This is a genomic window from Pseudomonas sp. SBB6, assembly GCF_024213215.1.
Classification (GTDB): Bacteria; Pseudomonadota; Gammaproteobacteria; order Pseudomonadales; family Pseudomonadaceae; genus Aquipseudomonas; species Aquipseudomonas donghuensis.
This window is the reverse complement of the sequence record NZ_JANAVH010000016.1, coordinates 75,807-98,145: the sequence shown is the minus strand read 5'-3', so window position 1 is coordinate 98,145 and position 22,339 is coordinate 75,807. Positions and strand designations below refer to the sequence as shown.

21 protein-coding genes are annotated in these 22,339 nt (G+C 63.9%); 9 read left to right on the top strand and 12 right to left on the bottom strand.

The window, feature by feature from the left end; genetic code table 11:
- Positions 1-85: 85 nt before the first annotated feature.
- From NLX68_RS24190 to NLX68_RS24165, 6 genes are all read left to right on the top strand, one after another.
- Positions 86-1,165 carry an extracellular solute-binding protein gene (locus NLX68_RS24190; RefSeq protein ID WP_254286137.1) on the top strand — a complete coding sequence of 360 codons (1,080 nt, stop codon included), beginning with the start codon at positions 86-88 and terminating at the stop codon, positions 1,163-1,165.
- A gap of 21 nt (positions 1,166-1,186) precedes the next feature.
- The gene (speB, locus tag NLX68_RS24185; protein ID WP_100782864.1) at positions 1,187-2,146 is read left to right on the top strand and encodes an agmatinase; all 960 of its coding nucleotides are present in this window, start codon (positions 1,187-1,189) and stop codon (positions 2,144-2,146) included.
- A gap of 152 nt (positions 2,147-2,298) precedes the next feature.
- On the top strand, positions 2,299-2,592 hold the full coding sequence (locus NLX68_RS24180; protein ID WP_254286155.1) for a hypothetical protein: 294 nt from the start codon (positions 2,299-2,301) through the stop codon (positions 2,590-2,592).
- Positions 2,593-2,622: 30 nt separating this feature from the next.
- Positions 2,623-3,771, top strand: a complete 1,149-nt coding sequence (locus NLX68_RS24175; protein ID WP_254286136.1) for a PQQ-dependent sugar dehydrogenase — start codon at positions 2,623-2,625, stop codon at positions 3,769-3,771.
- 157 nt (positions 3,772-3,928) lie between these two features.
- On the top strand, positions 3,929-5,047 hold the full coding sequence (gene zapE, locus NLX68_RS24170; protein ID WP_254286135.1) for a cell division protein ZapE: 1,119 nt from the start codon (positions 3,929-3,931) through the stop codon (positions 5,045-5,047).
- A gap of 10 nt (positions 5,048-5,057) precedes the next feature.
- On the top strand, positions 5,058-5,642 hold the full coding sequence (locus tag NLX68_RS24165; RefSeq protein ID WP_254286134.1) for a DinB family protein: 585 nt from the start codon (positions 5,058-5,060) through the stop codon (positions 5,640-5,642).
- Here NLX68_RS24165 and NLX68_RS24160 read toward each other — a convergent pair.
- The 4 genes from NLX68_RS24160 to NLX68_RS24145 are packed head-to-tail and all read right to left on the bottom strand — an operon-like array spanning position 5,639 to position 9,125.
- Positions 5,639-6,073 (bottom strand): YqaA family protein, encoded by a 435-nt coding sequence (locus NLX68_RS24160; protein ID WP_254286133.1) that lies wholly within the window; start codon positions 6,071-6,073, stop codon positions 5,639-5,641. The two genes, NLX68_RS24165 and NLX68_RS24160, sit on opposite strands and share 4 nt — an antisense overlap.
- A 10-nt stretch (positions 6,074-6,083) precedes the next feature.
- Positions 6,084-6,512, bottom strand: coding sequence for a DUF411 domain-containing protein (locus NLX68_RS24155; protein ID WP_254286132.1), 429 nt, complete (start codon positions 6,510-6,512; stop codon positions 6,084-6,086).
- Positions 6,513-6,526: 14 nt separating this feature from the next.
- Entirely contained in the window at positions 6,527-7,423 is an 897-nt protein-coding gene (locus NLX68_RS24150; protein ID WP_254286131.1) for a copper resistance protein B, read from the bottom strand.
- Positions 7,416-9,125, bottom strand: a complete 1,710-nt coding sequence (locus tag NLX68_RS24145; RefSeq protein ID WP_254286130.1) for a copper resistance system multicopper oxidase — start codon at positions 9,123-9,125, stop codon at positions 7,416-7,418. Before NLX68_RS24145 ends, NLX68_RS24150 begins: the two co-directional genes overlap by 8 nt.
- Before the next feature lie 175 nt (positions 9,126-9,300).
- Between NLX68_RS24145 and NLX68_RS24140 the strand changes: the two genes are divergently transcribed.
- Together NLX68_RS24140 and NLX68_RS24135 are read left to right on the top strand one after the other, a co-directional pair.
- Positions 9,301-10,458 (top strand): sterol desaturase family protein, encoded by a 1,158-nt coding sequence (locus NLX68_RS24140; RefSeq protein WP_254286129.1) that lies wholly within the window; start codon positions 9,301-9,303, stop codon positions 10,456-10,458.
- Between the two features lie 61 nt (positions 10,459-10,519).
- Positions 10,520-11,266, top strand: a complete 747-nt coding sequence (locus NLX68_RS24135; RefSeq protein WP_036994508.1) for an SDR family oxidoreductase — start codon at positions 10,520-10,522, stop codon at positions 11,264-11,266.
- On the opposite strand, the gene NLX68_RS24130 is transcribed toward NLX68_RS24135, so the two are convergent.
- The 5 genes from NLX68_RS24130 to NLX68_RS24110 all read right to left on the bottom strand — a co-directional run bounded on the left by NLX68_RS24130 (position 11,267) and on the right by NLX68_RS24110 (position 18,666).
- Positions 11,267-13,360: a PAS domain-containing sensor histidine kinase gene (locus NLX68_RS24130; protein ID WP_254286128.1), complete on the bottom strand. Its 2,094-nt coding sequence runs from the start codon at positions 13,358-13,360 to the stop codon at positions 11,267-11,269.
- A gap of 51 nt (positions 13,361-13,411) precedes the next feature.
- Positions 13,412-15,373, bottom strand: coding sequence for a PoNe immunity protein domain-containing protein (locus NLX68_RS24125; protein WP_254286127.1), 1,962 nt, complete (start codon positions 15,371-15,373; stop codon positions 13,412-13,414).
- Positions 15,374-15,438: 65 nt separating this feature from the next.
- Positions 15,439-16,848, bottom strand: a complete 1,410-nt coding sequence (mapR, locus tag NLX68_RS24120; RefSeq protein WP_010226541.1) for a GntR family transcriptional regulator MpaR — start codon at positions 16,846-16,848, stop codon at positions 15,439-15,441.
- A gap of 41 nt (positions 16,849-16,889) precedes the next feature.
- The gene (ccoG, locus tag NLX68_RS24115; protein WP_254286126.1) at positions 16,890-18,302 is read right to left on the bottom strand and encodes a cytochrome c oxidase accessory protein CcoG; all 1,413 of its coding nucleotides are present in this window, start codon (positions 18,300-18,302) and stop codon (positions 16,890-16,892) included.
- Between the two features lie 121 nt (positions 18,303-18,423).
- Positions 18,424-18,666: a DUF3203 family protein gene (locus NLX68_RS24110; protein WP_254286125.1), complete on the bottom strand. Its 243-nt coding sequence runs from the start codon at positions 18,664-18,666 to the stop codon at positions 18,424-18,426.
- Between the two features lie 142 nt (positions 18,667-18,808).
- On the opposite strand from NLX68_RS24110, the gene NLX68_RS24105 reads away from it, so the two are divergent.
- A complete protein-coding gene (locus NLX68_RS24105; RefSeq protein WP_254286124.1) occupies positions 18,809-19,324 on the top strand; it encodes an MgtC/SapB family protein in 516 nt (171 codons plus the stop codon).
- A gap of 538 nt (positions 19,325-19,862) precedes the next feature.
- On the opposite strand, the gene NLX68_RS24100 is transcribed toward NLX68_RS24105, so the two are convergent.
- The 3 genes from NLX68_RS24100 to NLX68_RS24090 all read right to left on the bottom strand — a co-directional run bounded on the left by NLX68_RS24100 (position 19,863) and on the right by NLX68_RS24090 (position 22,251).
- Complete coding sequence (locus NLX68_RS24100) at positions 19,863-20,762, bottom strand: hydroxymethylglutaryl-CoA lyase (RefSeq protein ID WP_010226536.1); 900 nt, start codon at positions 20,760-20,762, stop codon at positions 19,863-19,865.
- Between the two features lie 19 nt (positions 20,763-20,781).
- Positions 20,782-21,183, bottom strand: a complete 402-nt coding sequence (locus NLX68_RS24095) for a MerR family DNA-binding transcriptional regulator (protein WP_254286123.1) — start codon at positions 21,181-21,183, stop codon at positions 20,782-20,784.
- A gap of 123 nt (positions 21,184-21,306) precedes the next feature.
- Positions 21,307-22,251, bottom strand: coding sequence for a LysR family transcriptional regulator (locus NLX68_RS24090; protein WP_254286122.1), 945 nt, complete (start codon positions 22,249-22,251; stop codon positions 21,307-21,309).
- Positions 22,252-22,339 lie beyond the last annotated feature (88 nt).

The following is a 22,339-nucleotide window of genomic DNA, read 5'->3' as shown; positions in this document are numbered from 1 at the left end:
ATGAATGTCAGGTTAATTGACTTGCCATTTTAGTAATGTAACCCGGCAGGCATGCTGGCGGCATCCACTGACAAAGGTGCCCGACATGCGTACATCCCTGTGGTTGTTGTCCCTGGTTTTGGCCTTGCCGGTGCAGGCCGAGGAAAAAGTCCTCAACCTGTACAGCTGGGCCGATTACGTCGCCCCCGAGACCTTGCAGCGTTTCGAGCAGGAAACCGGCTACAAGGTGCGCTACGACACCTTCGACACCACCGAAGTGCTGGAAACCAGGTTGCTCACCGGAGGCAGTGGTTATGACGTTGTCGTGCCGTCCGCCAGCCTGCTGGCCCGCGCCCTGGCCGCAGGCGCGCTGCAGCCGCTACAAGCCCAGGCCATGCCCGGCTACGGCAATCTCGACAAAGACCTGCTGGCCAAGCTGGCCGAGGTCGACCCCGGCAATCAGTACGCCGTGCCTTACACCTGGGGCACCCTGGGCCTGGGCATGAACCTTGAGTCGGTGCGCCAGCGGCTGGGCGATGCACCGCTGGACAGCCTCGACCTGCTGTTCAAACCCGAATACGCCAGCAAGCTCAAGGATTGCGGGATTGCCATGTCCGACTCGCCCCAGGAGGTGATCGGCGTAGCCTTGAATTACCTGGGCAAGGATCCCTACAGCCGCGACAAAAACGACCTGGCGGCCGCCCAGGCGCTGCTCAAGCAACTGCAACCCTTCATCAGCTATGTCGCCAACGGCCGGCAGATCAACGACCTGGCCAACGGCAGCGTGTGCCTGGCCCTGACCTACAACGGTGACGCGGCCATGGCTGCCGATCAGGCGCAAAAGGCCGGCAAGCCGTACCAGGTGATCTATCGCATTCCCCGCGAAGGCACGCTGATCTGGCAGGACAACCTGGTCATGCCCAAGGACGCCCCGCACCCGGACGCCGCCCGCGCCTTCATTGCCTTCATGTTGCGCCCCGACTCGGTGGCGCCGTTGACCAACACGTTGTTCTTCGCCAATGCCAACCAGGCGGCCACGCCCCTGGTGGACGAGGCGGTGCGCAGCGACCCGGACATCTACCCCTCGGCCGAAGTGCGCGCGCGGCTGTTTGCCGACCGCAGCATGAGCCTGGCCGACATGCGCCAGCGCACCCGCCTGTGGACCACCTTCCGTAGCCGCCAATAACAACAGACCAGGAGCCCGACCATGGACCTTGCCCCCGACAACGACCAGGCCATCACCCGCGACAGCCTGTACGGCACCATCGCCGAAAACACCTTTGCCGGTATCACCAGTTTCTCCCGCCGTCGCTACAGCCGCGACCTGCGCGGTGTCGATGTGGTGGTCAGCGGCGTGCCGTTCGACACCGCCACCAGCAACCGCCCGGGCGCGCGCTTCGGGCCACGGGCGATTCGTGCCGCATCGGTGCAGCAGGCCTGGGCCCGGCACTGGCCGTGGGAGTTCGACCCCTTCGATCACCTGGCCGTGATCGACTACGGCGACTGCAACTTCGATTACGGCAGCCCGCATACCGTGCCGCACAGCATCCAGGCCCACGCCGAGCAGATGCTCGAAGCCGGCTGTGCCATGCTCACCCTGGGCGGTGATCACTTCATCAGCTACCCGTTGCTCAAGGCTCATGCTCGCAAGCACGGGCCGCTGGCGCTGATCCACTTCGATGCCCACAGCGACACCTGGCCGGACGAGGAGGGCCAGCGCGTCGATCACGGCACGATGTTCTGGCATGCCGCCCGCGAAGGCCTGGTGGACCCGGCGCGCTCGGTGCAGATCGGCCTGCGCACCACCAATGACGAGACCCAGGGCTTTGCCGTGCTCGACGCCCGCCAGGTGCATCAACGCGGTACCCAGGCGATCATCGAGGCGATCCGCCAGCGGGTCGGCGATCAGCCGGTGTACCTGACCTTTGACATTGACTGCCTGGACCCTGCGTACGCCCCAGGTACCGGCACCCCGGTGTGTGGCGGTCTGACCACGGTGCAGGCCCTGGAAATCCTCGGCGGGCTGCGCGGTATCAATCTGGTGGGCATGGACCTGGTGGAAGTCGCGCCGGCCTACGATCATGCCGATATCACCGCCCTGGCCGGCGCGACCCTGGCCATGGAGATGCTCTGCCTGTATGCCGCCCGGCATAAGGTCGATGGCTGATCCGGTAACAAAATGAATCACCTGCGGGGCAAATCGAGGTTTCCCGGCGAACCTGTCGCGCCTTAGGCTATCCAACGCTTGGGCGCGCTGGTTTTCGGCGCCGCGTGGTGCCGGAGGTGAATAGCGTGAACCGATGCCTGTCGGGCCTGGCAATGGCCCTGCTACTGAGCTCGCCGCTGCAGGCTGCGCCCGTTGTCGGGCCGTTGCTGCTGGCGGCCAGCAATAACAACCCCTACAACAGCCCGATCATGCGCGCCAACCCCAACAGTCGCCAGGGCAGCGTGCCAGCCACGCCGCCCGTGCGCGGCCCTTCGACCCAGCCCAATCCACGCCCGCCGACCCTGGAGAACCGCGGTATCGGCAATGGCGAAAACATCCGCCGCGAACAGACCACCCCGCGCCTGGAGCCCAGCCGGCCGCCGCGCGAACCTGCGCGTACGCCCTGAGTAACAGGCCCTCCCTGGAAGGAATCGCTGATGTCCCCACGCACCTGGCTACCCACCCTGATGACCGCGGCGTTGCTGCCGCTGCTGGCCCATGCCGCGCCCGAGCGCGATTTCAACAGCGAGGAGGGCAGCGTCAAGGTCAGCACCCTCGCCGAGGGCTTGCGCAACCCCTGGGCCCTGGCATTTTTGCCGGACGGCCAGGGCATCCTGGTGAGCGAGCGGGCTGGCAACCTGCGCATCGTCAGCCCCGAAGGCAAGGTCGGTGCACCACTGGGCGGCGTCCCCGAGGTGTGGGCCCAGGGCCAGGGCGGCCTGCTCGATGTGGTGCTGTCGCCGACTTTCAAGCAGGACCGCATGGTCTACTTGTCCTATGCCGAAGGCGGCGGGGAAGGCGGCACGGCCGGCACAGCGGTGGGCCGCGGGCGCTTGTCCCGCGACAACGCCAAGCTTGAGGACTTCAACGTGATTTTCCGCCAGCAACCCAAGCTCTCCAGCGGCAACCATTTTGGCTCGCGCCTGGTGTTCGACCGCGACGGCTACCTGTTCATTGCCCTGGGCGAGAACAACCAGCGGCCGACTTCGCAGGACCTGGACAAGCTGCAGGGCAAGCTGGTGCGCATCCTCCCGGACGGCACGGTGCCCAAGGACAACCCGTTTGTCGGCCGCGACAACGTGCGCCCGGAAATCTGGTCGTTCGGCCACCGCAACCAGCAGGGCGCAGCGCTCAACCCCTGGACCGGCGAGCTGTGGACCCACGAGCACGGGCCCCGTGGCGGCGATGAAATCAACATCCCCAAGCCCGGCAAGAACTATGGCTGGCCGATCGCCACCCACGGCATCAACTATTCGCTGATGCCAATTCCGGAGGCCAAGGGCGAGCACGTCGATGGCATGGTCGACCCGCACCATGTCTGGGAAAAGTCCCCGGCCATCAGCGGCATGGCGTTTTACGACAACCCGCGTTTCAAGCCTTGGGATCACAGCCTGTTCATCGGCGCGTTGGCGGCCCAGGAGCTGATCCGCCTGGAGCTCAAGGGTGACAAGGTGGTGCATGAGGAGCGCCTGCTGGGTGAGCTCAAGGCGCGCATTCGTGATGTGCGGGTGGGGCCGGATGGATACCTGTATCTGCTGACCGATGAGCGTGATGGGGCGTTGCTCAAGGTCGGGCTGGATTTGTAGAGCGGTTTGCCCCGAACCCTGTGGGAGCTGGCTTGCCTGCGATCGAGCGCGCAGCGGTCGTAATCCAGGCAATGCCAGATCGCGGGGCAAGCCCGCTCCCACTTGCCCCGCGATGCCTCTCGCCGCAGAATGCCCCCTTTTGCGACGGACGCCGCGCATGTCCTGCTTCACCGAACAGTCCCCACTGACCCTCTACCGGCAGGCCATAGCCAGCCAGGGCTTTGTCAGCGACCCGGCCCAGTTGCAGGCCGCCAGCGCCCTGCAAACCTGCTTCGAGGCCCTGCAGCGTGGCGAGACCCCGCAGGGTGTCTACCTCTGGGGGCCGGTCGGGCGCGGCAAGACCTGGCTCATGGATCAGTTCCACGCCTGCCTGCAGGTACCGGCCCGGCGCCAGCACTTTCACCATTTCATGCGCTGGGTGCATCAACGCCTGTTTCAGCTCAACGGCACGGCCGAGCCGTTGCGGGCCCTGGCCTTGTCCCTGGCCGAAGACATCCGCGTGCTGTGTTTTGACGAGCTGTTCGTCAATGACATCGGCGATGCGATCATTCTCGGTGGCCTGTTCCAAGTGCTGTTCGAGGCCGGGGTGGTGATCGTGGCCACGTCCAACCAGCCGCCCGAGCAGCTCTACAGCGACGGTTTCAACCGCGAGCGTTTCCTGCCGGCGATTGCCGCCATCGGGCAGCATATGCAGGTGGTCGCCGTCGCCGGCGAGCAGGACCATCGCCTGCACCCCGGCGCGGCGCAGCAACGTTACTGGGTACGCGAGAGCGGCCGGCCCGGCGCGCTTGCGCAGGTCTTCGCCCGGTTACGCGGTGAGCAAGCGAGCAGCGATCAGCCGCTGCAGATCGGCTCGCGCAGCTTGAACGTGGTGCAACGCTGCGACCGCGTGCTCTGGTGCCGCTACGCCGACCTCTGCGAGCAACCCTTTGCCGCCATGGATTTCATGGCCCTGTGCGACCGTTTTCACGCCATTGTGCTCGGTGAGGTGCCGGCCCTCGGCGCCCGTCAGCGCCCGGCGAAGATTGCCCGCGGCACCGAAGACGGCGCCCAGCGGGTGGTGGCCGGGGACCGCGAACTGCCGCAACTGTCGGTGCATGACGACAGCGTACGGCGCTTCATCGCCCTGGTCGATGAATGCTATGACCGGCGCATCGCCTTGTACCTGGAAGCCGAAGTAGCGCTTGAAGCGCTCTACACTCAAGGGTATCTGGAGTTCCCGTTCCGGCGTACGCTCAGCCGCTTGCGGGAGATGCAACTGCAACGCTTCTGCTGAGGAATCGATCATGACCGAGCCTCTTTCGCATCACCTGCTGACCATGGCCTACCAGAATGGCTGGGCCAACCACAGGGTGTACAAGGCCTGCAGGCAACTGAGCCAGGATGAGTTCGTCGCTCCGCGGGCGAGTTTCTTCCCGTCGATCAAGGCCACCCTCAACCACATCCTCACCGTCGACTGGTTTTACCTGCAGGCCCTGGAGTGCGAGCAGCGCGGCGAAGCGCCCGACCCGGACAGCCAGCGCTTCTTCGAGCCCGAGGAGCCCTATGCCACTTGCCTGGAGCTGCACGCCGAGCAGGTACAGGCCGACCACCGGCTGATCGCCTACTGCCGCCAGTTGCGTGACGACCAGTTACACCGCTACGTGAACATCGTGCGCCCCGACTGGGTGCAGCGCGAGCAACGCCTGCGCCTGCTGTCGCACCTGTTCGAGCACCAGATCCACCACCGTGGTCAGGTGCACGCGATGCTGTACGACACCTCGGTGCGACCGCCACAGCTGGACGAGTTTTTTTGTGAGGATGAAGCGCACCTGCGCGCCCAGGACTTCGCCGAGCTGGGCTGGACCGAGGCGCAGATCTGGGGACGCTAGTGCTGCATCCAGCCCAGGGTCAGCAGCGCCAGGACCAGGTAACGGCCGGCTTTGGCGACAGTGACGAGGATGACAAAGCGCCAGAACGGCTCGCGCATGATCCCGGCAATCAGCGTCAGGGGGTCGCCGATCACCGGCATCCAGCTCAGCAGCAGTGACCACTGGCCGTAGCGCTGGTAGCGTTGCTGGGCCTTTTCCAGCTGCTCGGGCTTGAACGGAAACCAGCGCTTGTCACGCAGGTGTTCGATGCCACGGCCCAGCAGCCAGTTGACGATCGAGCCGAGGACATTACCGGCGGTGGCGATCAGCAGCAGGCTGACCAGTACCTCGGGCTCGCGCAGCAGCAGGCCGACCAGCACGGCTTCCGATTGCAGCGGCAGCAAGGTCGCTGCGCCGAAGGCGCTGAGAAACAGCGCCCAGTAACTGAGCATCAGGGCCGGATCAGTAGTTGGCGACCACTTCGTCCTTGCCCTCAAGGGTCAGGCCGATGACCTGGTAGGCGTCCTTGTGGTCTCCCATTTCCATGCCCGGCGAGCCCATGGGCATGCCCGGTACGGCCAGGCCCTTGAGGTCGGGACGCTTGGCCAACAGCTTGATCTGTTCGGCCGGTACATGGCCTTCGACGAATTTGCCGTCGATCACCCCGGTGTGGCAGGAAGCCAGGCGCGGTGCGACGCCCAGGCGCTGCTTGACCGCGCTCATGTTTGGCTCGACATGGTCGTTGACCGTGTAGCCGTTGTCCTGCAGGTGCTTGATCCATTGCTTGCAGCAGCCGCAGTTGGGGTCGCGGTACACGTCGATGGTTTGCCCGGCCTGGGCCAGGGTGCTCAAGGCCAGCAGGCCGAAGGCGACAATTTTTTTACTCAGCATGTACTTCTCCACTTCTAGAAACGCAGGCGAACCCCGGCGACCAGGCGGGTCTGGCCGATATCGCCGTGCTCATCACGGATCTGTTCGGCGTTGTTACCGTAGGCCCGGTTGAAGCTGATGCCCAGGTACGGGGCAAAGCCGCGGGTGATTTCGTAGCGCAGGCGCAGGCCTATCTCGCTGTCGGCAAGGCCGCTGCCCTGGTCCCGTGTCGCGTCGTTGCGGCCATAGAAGTTGGCCTCAAGTGACGGTTCGAGGATCCAGCGATTGCTCAGCAGGATAGCGTAACTGCTCTCCAGGCGCAGCGCGGTTTGCTGGCGCTCGCCGGCGTACAGGGTGGCTTCCAGCTCCAGGCCGTACAGTGGCGTGCCCTGGATGCCGAAGGCGGCCCAGGTCTGGCCACTGGCCGGTTTGAAGTCCTGGCGCAGGCCGCCGACCAGTTCCCACCAAGGGCTGATGGCATGGCCCCAGAGCGCCTGCAGCTCGGCCTTGTGGGTCACGCCCTGTTCGCGTTCGCCTTCAGTGCGCAGCCACAGGCGGTCGATATCGCCGCCGATCCAGGCGTTGGCGTTCCAGTTCAGGGCACTGCTGCTGTCAAAGTTCTGGTATTCCAGTTGTTCGACGATCACCGCCCAGTTGGTCTGCCGGTCGTGGACCTGATGGCCGGGCAGGGGCGGGAAGGCGGCCTGGCGGTCGGCGTCGGTAATCGGCCTTAGTGGTGTACGTGGCGTCTGCGGCATCATGCCGTGGTTCATGCCCTGGTGGTTCATGTTCTGCGCGGGCATGCCTTGATGGTTCATGGCACCGTGGCCCATGGCGGCGTGATCCATGGCCTCGGCGCGCGCCTCTTCACTGGCCAGCAAGGCCAGCAGGGCGAAGCCGCCGAGCAGCGGTCGCAAGATCGGCTCATTCATCGACGCGTACCTCGCGGAACATGCCCATCTCCATGTGATAGAGCAGGTGGCAGTGATAGGCCCAGCGCCCCAGGGCGTCGGCGCTGACCCGGTAGCTGCGCCGGCTCCCCGGGGGGATGTCGAGGGTGTGCTTGCGCACCTGGAAGCGCCCGTGTTCGTCCTCCAGGTCGCTCCACAGGCCATGCAGGTGGATCGGGTGGGCCATCATCGTGTCGTTGACCAGGGTGATGCGCAGGCGCTCGCCATAGGTCAGGCGCAGCGGCTCGGCGTCGGAGAACTTGATGCCATTGAACGACCAGGCAAAGCGCTCCATGTGCCCGGTCAGGTGCAGTTCGATCTCCCGTGACGGCTCGCGGCCATCGGGGTCGGCGAAGGTGCTTTTCAGGTCGGCGTAGGTCAGCACCCGACGGCCGTTGTTGCGCAAGCCGATGCCCGGGTCGGCGAGATTGGGCTTGGGGCTCATGGTCTGCATGTCGACCAGCGGGTTGCCGCTTTCGCTGGCCGGGTGCTGTTGCATGCCGGCCATCATCGAGTGGTCCATGCCGGCCATCTGGCTGTGGTCCATGGCGCCCATGTCCGCCATGGCGCCGTGACCCATATCGGCCATCGACAGGATCGGCCGCGGGTCCGGCTCCGGTACTTCGGCGCTGAGGCCGTTGCGGCGGGCCAGGGTGCCACGGGCATAGCCGCTGCGGTCCATGCTCTGGGCATAGAGGGTGTAGGCGGGCAGGTCACCGACCCGCACCAGCATGTCATAGGTCTCGGCCACGGCGATGCGCAACTCGTCGACCTCGACCGGTTGCACCGGTTGGCCGTCGGCGGCAATCACGGTGAGTTTCAGGCCCGGAATGCGAAAGTCGAAGTAGCTCATGGCCGAACCGTTGATCAGGCGCAGGCGCACGGTGTCGCCGGGCTCGAACAGGCAGGTGAAGTTGCCGTCTGGCGGCTGGCCGTTGAGCAGGTAGGTGTAGGTGGCGGCGCTGATGTCGGCAAGGTCGGTAGGGCTCATGCGCATGGCCGCCCAGGCCTTGCGCTCGGCGACGGTTTGCTGCCAGCCGTTGCTGGCGACATCGTCGATGAAGTCGCCAACGGTGCGCTTGTGGTAATTGAAGGCATCCGACTGCTTTTTCAGGGTAGCCATCAGCTCACCGGGGGCCTGGTCGCTCCAGTCGCTGAGCAACAGCACGTAGTCGCGCTGATAGCGATGGGGTTCGGGCACCTTGGGCTCGATGACAATGGCGCCATAGACTCCGGCCTGCTCCTGCAAGCCGGAATGGCTGTGGTACCAGTAGGTGCCGCTCTGCTCCAGGGTAAAGCGGTACAGGTACTCGCCACCGGGTTCGATGCCGGCAAAGCTCAGGCCCGGCACGCCGTCCATGTTGGCCGGGAGGATGATCCCGTGCCAGTGCAGCGAGGTCGGCTCGCTCAGGCGGTTGCGCACTCGCAGGGTCACCGTGTCGCCTTGCCGCCAACGCAGGGTCGGGCCGGGCAGGCTGTTGTTGATGGTCAGGGCCGTGCGCGAACGGCCAGTGATGTTCACCGGCGTCTGACCGATGAACAGCTCGAAGTGCTGGCCGCTCAGTTCATTGCTGAACACCGCAGGTGCGGCAAACGCCGGCAGGCGCCAGAGGCCGAGACCGGCCAGGGCGCTGCCGGCGGCAAAGCCCTTGACGAAGGTTCGGCGGGTCGGGTGTCGAAGCATAGGGTGCCATTCCAGGGGCGGGGATGACACGACCTTAGCCAGCGCTGACTGTCAGTAAACTGAGCAGTGGATTACAGATTTGTCAGCTGCCAGTGCAGCTGGCGGTTCACTGGCGGCCGCAGGTCGGTATACTCCGCGCCGCACGGAGCCCATCACCATCAAGGAACAGCGATTCATGCAGGCAATCAAGGCCTATTTCAAACGCCACGGCCACGACCCCTTCAAGCTTGGCGAAGGGCGCATCAGCGGTTACATCTCGGCTGCCCTGGGGCTGCTCAGCCTGCTGGCGGTGCTGTGTTTCCTGTTTCCGCAGTGGCTGACCTTTGCCGAGTTCCGCAAGGTCTACAGCGTGCACTTCGCCCGCACCGTACTGCTGATCGGGCTGATCCTGGCCTTTGCCCTGGGCACCCTGAACATCCTCCTCAACAAGCGCAAGCGCCTGGGCTTCACCGGCATCAGCGCGGCGGGGCTGGCGATGTTTCTGGGCGGCACCAACATCCAGACCGAAGTCATTGGCCAGACCCCGTACTCGCTGGGCCTGGACTGGTTCGTGCTGGCGCTGCTGGTGTCGGCGGTGATCTTCATCCCGCTGGAAAAGCTCTACGCCAAGAACCCGCAGCAGAACATCCTGCGCCCGCACTGGCGCACCGACCTCAGTTACTTTTTCGTCAGCCACATGCTGGTGCAGTTCATCCTTATTTTTGTCACCGCCTCATCCAGCTGGCTGGCCGCCTGGGTAGTGTCCGATACCCTGCAGGCCAAGGTGCAAAGCCTGCCGATCGTGGTGCAGTTTCTGCTCGCGGTGTTTGTCGCCGACCTCGGCCAGTACTGGCTGCACCGCCTGTATCACGTGGTGCCGTGGATGTGGCGCTTTCATGCGGTGCACCACTCGAGCACGCACATGGACTGGCTGGCCGGTTCGCGTATCCACTTCTGCGAGATTCTCCTGACCCGCACCGGGGTGCTGGCGCCCTTGATCCTGCTGGGCTTCTCGCCCCAGGCGATGAACGCCTATGTGATCCTGGTCGGCGTGCAGGCGGTACTGGCCCACGCCAACGTGCGTATCGATGGCGGCTGGCTCAACTACCTGCTGGTGTTGCCGCGTTATCACCACTGGCACCACGCTCGGCACAAGGATTACATTTACAAGAACTACGCGATCCACACGCCGCTGGTGGACATGCTGTTCGGCACCTTCAAGCTGCCACCCAAGGAATGGCCGGCGCGTTATGGTGTGTTCGGCAAGGACCTGCCAGACGGCATCGTTAGCCAGCACCTGTACCCACTACGCAAGGCCGAGCCCAAGGCGCCGCCACCGCCACCGGCTGCCTGAAGCGGCTTTGTGCCCTGCCCCTGACTGCGTTAGCCTTGAGGGGTCAACGCAAGGAGTATCCATGGACAAGGTTATCGTGATCACTGGCGCCAGCCGCGGCATTGGCGCCGCCACCGCGCGCCTGGCCGCACGCGCCGGTTACCGTATCTGCATCAACTACCTGACCGATGACGAGGCCGCCCAGCGGGTGCTGGCCGAGGTCCGCGAGCTGGGCGCCGAAGCCATCGCGGTCAAGGCCGATGTCAGTGTCGAGGATGAGATCATCCAGCTGTTCCTGCGCGTGGATGCCGAGCTCGGGCCGGTCACCGCGCTGGTCAACAATGCCGGCACCATCGGCCAGAAGAGCCGGGTCGAGGAAGTGTCGGAGTTTCGCCTGCTCAAGCTGATGAAAACCAACGTGGTCGGGCCGATGCTGTGCGCCAAGCATGCGCTGCAGCGCATGTCGACCCGCCATGGCGGGCAGGGCGGCAGCATCGTCAATGTTTCATCGGTAGCGGCACGGCTGGGTTCGCCCAACGAGTACGTCGACTATGCCGCCTCCAAGGGGGCGCTGGACACCTTCACGCTGGGCCTGGCCAAGGAAGTCGCGGGTGAAGGTGTGCGGGTCAATGCCGTGCGCCCGGGTTACATCTTCACCGACTTCCATGCGCTTAGCGGCGACCCGGATCGGGTCAGCAAGCTGGCGCCGGGCATTCCCATGGGCCGGGGCGGGCAGGCAGAAGAAGTGGCCGAGGCGATTCTTTGGCTGCTGTCAGACAAAGCCTCTTACTCCACTGGCAGTTTCCTGGACCTGGGGGGTGGGCGCTGATCAGCCGATCATCTCCTCGATACGCTGGGCCAGGGTATCGAGGCTGAACGGCTTGCTCAGCACCCGGGTAGTCGGCTCGAACACACCGCCGCCCAGCACCGCCTGTTCGGCGTAGCCGGTGATGAACAGCACTTTCAACCCGGGCCGCAACTGGCGGGCGGCGGCCACCAGTTGTTGGCCGTTCATGCCGCCGGGCATGCCGACATCGCTGATCAACAGGTCAATGGCCGCACCGTTTTGCAGCGCAGCCAAGGCGCTGTGGCCGTCGCCGAATTCGATTTTGGCGTAACCCAGGTCGCTGAGTACCTCGCCCACCAGCATGCGAATGGTTGCTTCATCATCGACCAGCATCACCGTCATGTCGCGCAGTTCACGCGGCGTGCGGGCAGCCGGCAGCGGCTCGTTGGTGGGCAAACTGGCGCTGTCCAGGCGCGGCAGGTACAGGTGCACGCTGGTGCCCTGGCCAGGCTCCGAATAGACCCGCACCTGGCCACCGGACTGACGCACGAAACCATAGACCATCGACAGCCCCAGGCCCGTACCTTGGCCCACCGGCTTGGTGGTGAAGAACGGGTCGAAGGCGCGTGCCAGTACTTGCGGCGACATGCCTCTGCCGTTATCGCTGACGCTCAGGGCCAGGTAGTCACCGGGGGTCAGGTCCAGGTGCGCGGCGATCTGGTCATCGGCCTGCAGATGGCGGGTTTCGATAGTGATCCGGCCACCGCCCGGCATGGCGTCGCGGGCATTGATACAGAGGTTGAGCAGGGCGTTTTCCAGCTGCGATGAATCGATGCTGGCCCGGCAGGTAGCGCTGGCGGTAAACAACTCGATCTCGATATGCGGGCCGACGCTACGGCGGATCAGTTCGGTCATGCCGCTGACCAGGCGGTTGACATCGATGGTGCGCGGTTCCAGGGTCTGGCGCCGGGAGAAGGCCAGCAACCGGTGGACCAGGGACGCTGCGCGGTTGCACACGTCCTGGGCGGTGCGCAGGTAGGGATCGATATGCAGGTGACGGCCGCGCCCGATCAGGTTGCGCGACAGCTCCAGGGAACCGCTGATGCCGGTCAGCAGGTTGTTGAAGTCATGGGCGATGCCACCGGTGAGCTGGCCTACCGCTTCCATTTTCTGCGCCTGGCGCAAGGCCTCTTCGGTCTTGCGCAGGCGTTTTTGCTCACGGATCCGCTCGCTGATGTCGTAGGCGAACAGGTAAGCGCCGATCAACTGCCCGTGCGGGCCATGCAGCGGGCTGAAACGCAGTTCGTAGTGGCGGTGCTGGTCGCCCGTGCCAAACTCGGCAATCTCGACGAACGCTTCACCTTTGAGCGCCCGTGTCCAGAGCAGCAGGCCGCGGGCGCAGTCCTCGGGATGCTTGGCCATCTGATCAGGCAAGCTGTCGCCGACGCTCGGCGTCAGGCCGAAAAGCCGCTGGAACTCATCGCGGGCAGCGCGGTTGATAGCCAGCCAGCGCATGTCCAGATCCACCACCTGGATCTGCGCCAGGGTGGCTTCGACCACATCGGTGAGGATCCTGCGTTCTGCCACCGCCTGGGCAACCCGTTGTTCCAGCTCCTGGTTGAGACGCCTGAGGGCGGATTCGGCGCGCTTGCGTGCAGTCACATCCTGGAACAGCACCGCGACCTGCTTGCGGCTGGCCGGCTCCAGGCGAAAGGCGCAGATGTCCAGATGGCGGCCGGTGGCCACCAGCTCCTGGTCAAAGCGGATCGGGTTGCCGCTGTGCAGCACCGGACCGAAGCGGGCAAGCCAGCCTTCGGCCTCATCGGGGACCAACTGCCGCAGGGTTTGGCCTACCACGTTGTCGATCCCGGCATGCCTGGCCTGGGCGGCGTTGGCTTCGATGTGGATATAGTCGCTGAGCGGGCCGTGGGGGCCGTCGAAGAACTCGATGATGCAAAAGCCTTCGTCCATGGTCTCGAACAGAAAGCGGTAGCGCTGCTGGGTGTCGGCCAGGGCCTGATTGTCTGTTTCATGGCCTGCACCGTTGCGCTCGGCCAGCTGTGCTTTGAGCAGATTGTTTTGCTGCTGCAACTGCTCAAGCTGCTGGCGAAGGGACTGCAGTTCGCTCGACGACATGCGCGTGTTCCGACCTGGGGACTGTGGAAAATGTAGCGTGCTGCGCAGCACTCAACAACTGAGCGGCCCAGGGTCCCGTGCATCAGTGCCGTGGTAGCGCGCGCTGGCCCATTCCCACCAGAGGGCGTTCAGTTCGCAGTACGGGGCGATCCGCCCGCTGGTTTCGGCATACAGGTCGTCGCGGTCGAGCTTCGACGGAATGAAACCCAGGCTGCGCAGGTCTCGGTCGATCAGTGCCGGGCTGCTGTCCAGTGCCTTGATCGGCTGGCGTTGGTAAGGGCGCGGGTCTTCACCGTAATACACCTTGGCCGGGCCGAAAGGTACGCCCTCAAGGCGGATATGGCCGAGGTTGTTCAAATGGCCTTCAGCAATGCTGCCGTCGGCGAAGATCACCTTGTAGGCCGCGCCGGGAACCCCGCCCAGCTTGCCATCGTCCAGGCTCAGCTCCAGCCAGTTGCGGGTGGCCGCCGGGTGGTGCTGCTCCTGGCTCAGTTTGCCGCCGTCTGTGGCCGCCGGATGGCTACTGACGGTGCCGTGATTGCGCAGGCCGTCGATGCGCCGTGACTGCGGTTTGCCGGTTTGCGCCGGGATGCGCTTGCTGCTGCCCGAGGCCTCGGCGGAACTGTTGCGTTGCACCGCCAACCAGGGCATCAGGCGTTCGTCGATGCGCTCGATCAGGTCATCGAGGTGCTCGCCTGCCTGTTCCAGGTCGCTCAGCACCAGGGCCTGGTGTTGCTCGTCGAGGGCCAGGAAGGGCGCACTGCTTTGCACCGCCGTGATGATCTGCGCCAGCTCTGCACGCAGCACCTCGGCGTTCAGGCTTTCTTCGAACAGAGCATCCGGGCTGGTCTTCAGCTTGCAGTTGAGCAGTACCTGGCGCAGCAGGTCATAGAGCTGTTCAGCGTGCTTTTGCGGGTCACGATTGACCAGGCGCAGTGCCCGCTTGAGCCCGTGCCCAGGACCTGGGACCCAACCGAGCAGGGCCAGGGCGAGGTCGAAGAAGGCGTCGTCTTGTTCCTGCTGATCGGCGGCCAGGTTCAGCGCCAGGATCGCTTCGACGGTGTCGTAGGCGCTCAGCGCCTGGGCCAGGTGCGGGACGCTCCCGGCGTCGATGGCGTCGGACAGGGTGACGCCGGCGGCCTTGATGTCGTAGGCGAAGTCTTCGTTGCTGTCGTCCTCGTCCTCGACAATCTCTTCGTCATCGTCCTGCTCGTCTTCATCGCTGCCCAGGCATTGCCAGCGTATGCCTGGGTACGCGGGCAGGCTGCGGGCATGCGCGAGCATGTCATGGGGGAAGATTACGTGCAGCAGAGCGCGGGTATCGATGCCGTAAAGCAGGGCCACGGCTGCGGCCTCGAACGACCAGTAGCCGACGTAGCCGCTTTCATCGTCGCCATGGGTGTCGTACCAGCTGGCGTGCAGGAAGTGCTCGTACCATTGCTCGCAGTAGCCCTGTAGGCGGCTGGCCGCTTGCTCGGGGCTGGTGGCATAGATGGTTTGCACCAACGGCGTGGCGTAATCCTGGTACCACTCATCGACATCGTAACGGTCGGGCAGTACCCGGCTCAGCAGGTCTTCATAGAGGGTGTCTTGTTCGGCGTAGCCGCCGTTGTCCATCAGGGCGACGAAGCGTTCGAGCAGGTCGTGGCGGCCCAGCAGGATGCACAGGCTGATCACTTGCATGCATTCGTGGTGTTCTTCGACATCGTCCAGGTCCAGCGGGGCGACGTCTGGCGCCTCGGTGTAGACGGCCATCTTGTGTTGCAGCTGTTGGTACTCATCGATCAGCACCGCAAGCAAGGCGGGCAGGGTGTCGATAGAGACGCCAGCGGTGTAGCTGATCAACACGTGGTCAAGGGCCCAGCCTTTCGTATGCCGGGCGCGGAACACTGCTTCCTGTTCAGCGGAGTTGGCCTGCAGGCGATTGTCCTGCAAGAATGCCCGGGACTCCTGGTAGTTTTCCAGGAAGCGTTGGTAACGCTGCGGCGTAAGAAAATGCTGTCGCTTGTACATGTCATCCATCCCTGGGCATTCGAGCGCGCAGGGTGCAGCAAGCGCGCTCGAAGTTCAACCGCCGCTCAGAACGAACGGACGATTTTGCCCAGGGTCTCCATGGCCTTTTCCGATTGCTCGGTCCAGGGGCTGCCATAGTTGAGACGGATGCAGTTGCGAAAGCGCCGGGTCGGCGAAAAGATCGGCCCCGGAGCGATGCTGATGCCCTGGGCCAGGGCCATCTGGAACAGCTTGAGCGAGTCCATTTGCTCGGGCAGCTCCAGCCACAGGAAGTAACCGCCAGCGGGATGGCTGACCCGGGTCTGTGGCGGGAAATACCGGGCAATGGCCGCGAGCATCGCCGCCTGTTGTTCCTCCAGGGCGTAGCGCAGCCTGCGCAGGTGGCGGTCGTAGCCGCCGTGCTGCAGGTAGTCGGCAATCGCCGCCTGGGCCGGCATCGAGGCGCACAGCGAGGTCATCAGCTTCAGTCGTTCGATCTTCTGCGCATAACGCCCGGCGGCCACCCAGCCGATCCGGTAGCCGGGGGCCAGGCTCTTGGCGAACGAGCCGCAGTGCATCACCAGGCCGTCGGTGTCGAAGGCCTTGGCTGGTTTCGGTGCCTGCTGGGCGTAGTACAGCTCGGCGTAGACATCGTCTTCGATCAACGGCACCTGATGCTCGCGCAAGAGCTCAACAAGCTGCTGTTTCTTCTCCTCCGGCATGCTTGCGCCTACCGGGTTCTGGAAGTTGGTCATGCACCACACGGCCTTGACCGGGTGCTTGGCCAGGGTCTGGGCCAGCACCCCGAGGTCGATGCCTTCGCGCGGGTGCACGGGGATTTCCACCGCCTTGAGCTTGAGCCGCTCGAGGATTTGCAGGCAGGCATAAAAAGCCGGTGCCTCGATGGCCACCAGGTCGCCCGGCTCGGTCACCGCCTGCAGGCACAGGTTCAGGGCCTCCAGTGCGCCGTTGGTGATCAGCAGTTCTTCCATGGGCAGCATCAGGCCGCCGACCATGTAGCGCAGGGCAATCTGCCGGCGCAGCTGCGGGTTGCCCGGCGACAGGTCGGTGACCACCATGCGCGGGTCCATCTCGCGGCTGGCGCTGGCCATGGAGCGGGCCAGGCGCGGCAGTGGGAACAGGTTGGGGCTGGGGAACGCCGAGCCGAAGGCCACGGTTTGCGGGTCCTTGATCGAGTCGAGAATCGAGAACACCAGCTCGCTGACATCCACCTCGGTGGACTCGCTGGCTTGCTCGATGATCTGCGGCTCGCTGAACTGACGCGGCGCGTGGGCGTTGACGAAGTAGCCCGAGCGCGGCCGCGCGCGGATCAGCCCGCGGCGCTCCAGCAGGTAATAGGCCTGGAACACCGTGGACGGGCTGACGCCGTGGGTCTGGCTGGCGTATCGCACCGACGGCACGCGCTGGCCGGGGCCCAGGACCCCGGAGCGAATCAGTTCGGCAATGTCGTCGGCGAATTTCTCGTAGCGTTTCATCATGGCTCGAAAGGTTTCGGATGCTCGGGCAGTGTATGGGATCAGTGGTTCAAAGGCGCGACAAAACGGCTGTGGGCGACGCTGCGGATGCCCGGCTCGTCGGTGTCGACCAGTTCGAAGCTGATGTCCTGGGAGCTGCTTTGCGGACGGTCGGCCAACATCGCCACCGACACCGGCAAGTCGCTCATTTCCCCGGCTGCCAGGCTGAACTCGGTCTTGCCGTGCAGTTCGAAGCCTTCGGCATCGAGCAGGCGCAGGCGATAGTGCTGGGCTTGCTGGGTCTTGTTGATGACCTTGAGGGTGTAGATGTTTTCGATTTGCCCGGCATTGTTCTCGCGGAACAGGCCACGGTCCTTGATCACGTCCATCGACACCATCGGCCGCTGCTGCAGGGCGATGACCAGGGCGCCGATCATTACCACCAGGGCGGTGACGTAACCGAGCAGGCGCGGCCGCAGCCAGTTGGTGGTGCCGCCTTGCAGGGTGTGTTCGGACTTGTAGCCGACCAGGCCGCGGGCGTAGCCCATCTTGTCCATGATCGAGTCACAGGCATCGATACAGGCAGCGCAACCGATGCACTCCATCTGCAGGCCGTCACGGATGTCGATACCGGTCGGGCAGACCTGCACGCACATATGGCAATCGATGCAATCGCCCAGGCCTTTGGCCTTGTGGTCGACTTCCTTTTTGCGCGGGCCGCGGGACTCGCCACGGGCCGGGTCGTAGGCGACGGTCAGGGTGTCCTTGTCGAACATCACACTCTGGAAACGCGCGTACGGGCACATGTGCATGCACACCGCTTCACGCAGCCAGCCGGCGTTGATGTAGGTGGCGCCGGTGAAGAACAGAATCCAGAACAGGCTGACACCGCCCAGTTGCAGGGTGAACAGTTCCTCGGCCAGCGGGCGGATCGGGGTGAAATAGCCGACGAAGGTCAGCCCGGTGAGCAGGCTGATGCCCAGCCACAAAGTGTGCTTGGCCGAGCGCCGGGCCAGTTTGTTCAGGCTCCACGGCGCGGCATCCAGCTTGATGCGCTGGTTGCGTTCACCTTCGGTCACCTTTTCGCACCACATGAAGATCCAGGTCCAGGAGCTCTGTGGGCAGGTATAGCCACACCAGACCCGGCCGGCGAACACGGTGATGGCAAACAGGCCGAAGGCGCAGATGATCAGCAAGGCCGAGAGCAGGATGAAATCCTGTGGCCAGAAAGTGGCGCCGAAAATGTGGAACTTGCTGTCGGCCAAGTCCCAAAGCACGGCCTGACGACCGTCCCAGTTCAACCAGACGGTGCCAAAGAACAGCAAAAACAGAAAACCCGCACCCGCCAGGCGCAGGTTACGAAACAAGCCGGTGAAACTACGGGTGTGGATCTGTCTGTCGCTGCTGGCAGGCTTCTTCTTGAAAGTGGAAGGCTCAGCAATTTCAACGATCTGGACGGGAATTCTATCGCTCATGGTTCGTCGCTCATCAGGCCTCGATCAGGCCAGAGCACTATGGCGCCCCATCTGTTTGCATAACAGGCTCAGCTATTTCGATAAAAACCGTATCAGATTTTCCGTAAAAACCCTGCAGGCCTCAGATTATCGAGCCCTCCTCGGTGGTCTTGAGGTGCCTGCGACCATCCACCGCACCCGCTACAGTCAGGGCGTCGGCTTCTTGTTCAGTGATCGGTACGCGTTCGCCGTTGAGCTCGGCAACCGACATGCGCAGGGCTTCGTCGGTGACGATCCGCACCTGCGTGGCTTCGCCCTCGATGCGTGCGTTGTGATCGCCGATCAGGGTGCAGCGCTGGTTGGTCTGGTCAATTTCAATAGGCATGGCCGCTTCCTCGTTGCTGGGGTCCTATGTTTGGGACCGCGCGATCGCACGGGATGCTGGCGGCAACCGATCAGCGGTCAGTGGCGCACTTGCAGGTGCGGCCGTTGTCCATCGATTAATCCCTCCTGCACGGACAAAGCCCATGGACGCCTGGTGGCACCAAGTCTGGATCACCCTGGTGGCGGAGTTTGCCGACATCACCGATGCCAAGCAGCTTACCCAGGTGACAGTGCGCCTGGTCATGGCCGCGCTGCTGGGGGCCATTCTCGGCTTTGAGCGCGAGCTCAAGGGCAAGGCCGCCGGGGTACGCACCCATATGCTGGTGGCCCTCGGCGCGGCGCTGTTCGTGCTGGTGCCGCGCATGGCCGGGGCCGACGATGCGGCATTGAGCCGGGTGGTGCAGGGGATAGTCGCCGGGATCGGTTTTCTTGGCGCCGGGACCATTCTCAAGGGGCACGACCAGGACGTCAGCAATGTCAAAGGCCTGACCACGGCGGCGGGCCTGTGGATGACAGCGGCGATCGGCGTGGCGGCGGGCATGGGGCGTGAAGCTACGGCGGTGATCAGCACCGTGCTGGCCTTGCTGGTATTGGGGGTGATGCCGTTGGTGGTCAATCGCTTCGAGAAGGACGAAAACGGCGAGGGCGGGAAGCACTGAGGGGAGCCTAAGCTCCCCTCAAAGATTGTTGCGTGCTCTCATTTTTGTTATTGGAGGGCGGCCTGTTGTTGTTTTTGGTGACCGTTGCCTCTGCATCACTGGCGATCCCCATCCGGGATCAAGAGCAAACGTATTTTTTTGAGCGCTGATCTACCTTCATCATTGCTGATCCAACCGTGACCTGCGCTACCTTGGGGTAGTTTTATTGTTTTGTGTCCGGTTGCGGGGCGAGCCCCTGGAAAGCACATCCTCTCCAAAAAAATCTGTTAGCTGCGCCTCTGTCGTGTTGTTCTTGTTATGTCAGAGTCGTTTCGTCTTATTTTTATTGGGTATGTCGCACTTTTTATTGTTCTTGTACCTGAGATATAGCAGGTGCCGTGCCAACTTTTTAAAACCCAATAAAATCAATGGCTTGATGGGTTGATCAAAAAAAGGTCCCGGGAAATTCTGTCGATTTGTTTCCGTGTTACCCGGAATTTCCCTGAAAAGTGCGGGCGCGGTAACACCCAGGGGGTGATTGGGCTGTTACCGCCGGTGTTCAGCGTGCGTTCCGCGCGCGTGCCACCCGCGAACCGGTGGTACGGCCGAGTACCGCACTGATACGCAAGCCCGCGGCAATCAAGCGCTCCAGGTCGATACCGGTGTCGATACCCAGGCCCTGGAGCATGTACAGCACGTCTTCGCTGGCAACGTTACCGCTGGCGCCTTTGGCATAGGGGCAGCCGCCGAGGCCCGCAACAGAGCTGTCGAACACGCTGATGCCTTCGAGCAGGCTGGCATAGACGTTAGCCAGGGCCTGGCCATAGGTGTCATGAAAGTGCCCGGCCAGTTGTTCGCGTGGCACCTGGGCGCCGACCACTTCGAACAGGCGCCGGGTGGCCCCAGGGGTGCCGGTGCCGATGGTGTCGCCCAGCGACACTTCATAGCAGCCCATGTCGTGCAGCTCGCGGGCCACCGGGGCGACCTGCTCGGCGCTGATCGTGCCTTCATAGGGGCAACCCAGCACGCAGGACACATAACCGCGCACCCGCACCCCATGTTGACGCGCCGCTGCCATGATCGGCGCGAAGCGCTGCAGGCTGTCGCTGATCGAGCAGTTGATGTTGCGCTGGGAAAACGCCTCGGACGCCGCCGCGAACACGGCCACCTCCTTGACCCCGGCTGCCAGCGCATCTTCGAAACCGCGCAGGTTCGGCGCCAGGGCCGCGTAGGTCACGCCACTGTGTTGCTGGATATTGGCGAACACCTCGGCGGAACCGGCCATCTGCGGTACCCACTTGGGCGAAACGAAGCTACCCACCTCGATGTACGACAGGCCGGCGGCGCTCAGGTCATCGACCAGCCGGACCTTGTCGGCCACGCTGATGGGCTGGGCTTCGTTCTGCAGGCCGTCGCGCGGGCCGACTTCGACCAGGCGGACTTTTTCAGGCAATGACATGGGCAGGGTTCCTCAGGGCTCAATGGCTGTTTTTCTGGTTGTGCAGGGTAGCGGCCAGGGCTTGCTCACAGCGTTCCTCGGCTGTATCCAGCTCCAGTTGCATCTGCTGGATGTCGAGCAGTTGCTGTTCGAGTTGGGCACGGCGTTCGGCGATCTTCGCCAGCATGCTGTGCAACTGCTTCAGGTTGCCGCTGGAAGGGTCGTAGAGCTCGATCAGCTCGCGGCATTCGGCCAGGGAAAAGCCGATGCGCTTGCCGCGCAGAATCAGCTTCAGGCTGACCTTGTCGCGGGCCGAGTAGACCCGCTCCAGGCCGCGGCGCTCCGGGCTGAGCAGGCCCTGTTCTTCATAGAAGCGGATCGCCCGGGTGGTAATGTCCAGCTCGCGGGACAGGTCGGAGATGCTGTAGGTCTGACTGCTCATTGCTTGGCTCGGAAGTGGGGCATGGCGCTAAGCTAATTGCAGGTTGACGTTTACGTCAAGAAAGGATTGGCAGGGCTATGCCCTGCATCGCCGGCAACGCCGGCTCCCACAATGGCTCTGTGTTCACTGCAACGGCACCTCAGCCTTGGCCGCCCGCTCATCCTGCGCCACCACGCCCTGGCACAGCTCGATGATCTGTTCGCGCATCCAGCGGTTGGCCGGGTCCTGGTCGGTGCTCTCGTGCCAATACAGGTGGGTTTCCAGTGGCGGCACATCCACCGGCAGGCTGACATGGTTGAGCTGGTGGCGACGGGCGAAACGCTCCGGTACGGTCATGACCATGTCGGTCTGCTGCAGCACCTGGGAAGCCATCAGGTAATGCTGGGAGCGCAGGGCAATCTTGCGCTGCACGCCCATTTTGCCCAGGGCCAGGTCGACATAACCCAGGCCGTTGCGCCGGCTGGAGATATGAATGTGGGTCATGCCCAGGTAGTCGTCCAGGCTGAGCGTGTCCTTGAACAGCGGATGGCCCTGGCGCATGGCGCAGACGTAACGGTCCTGCATCAGTTTGACGTGGCGTACCTGCGGGTCGGTGTTGAGCGGCGCATCGACGGCAAAGTCCAGGCGCCCGGCGGCCAGTTCCTTGGTGGTTTCCCGGCGCTTGCACAAGAAGCTTTCGATCGCCACCGCCACCGCCGGCGCCAGGCGGCGCAGGCGCTGGAACAGCAGCGGCAAAATCACCGCCTCGGTGAGGTCGGTCATGCTGATGCGAAAGGTCTTGTTGGCCTGCAGCGGGTTGAAGATGCGGCTCTCCTGCACCGACACGCGCAGCAGCGAGAGGGCATTGCGCACCGGGCCGATGATGTTTTGCGCCATGGGCGTGGGCACCATGCCCTGGGCGGTGCGCACGAACAGCGGGTCATTGAAGGTTTCGCGCAGGCGCGCCAGGGCGTTGGACACCGCCGGCTGGGTAATGCCGACGATCTGCCCGGCCCGGGTCAGGTTGGCTTCGGTGTAGATGGCATCGAAGACGATGAACAGATTCAGGTCGACCTTGCTCAGGTTCATGGGCGCTGCTCTTATTGGTGTTATCCGTGGATCATATATCGGTTATGAATGTTTATACACGCTGAGAATAGACTAGGTGGATTTTGCC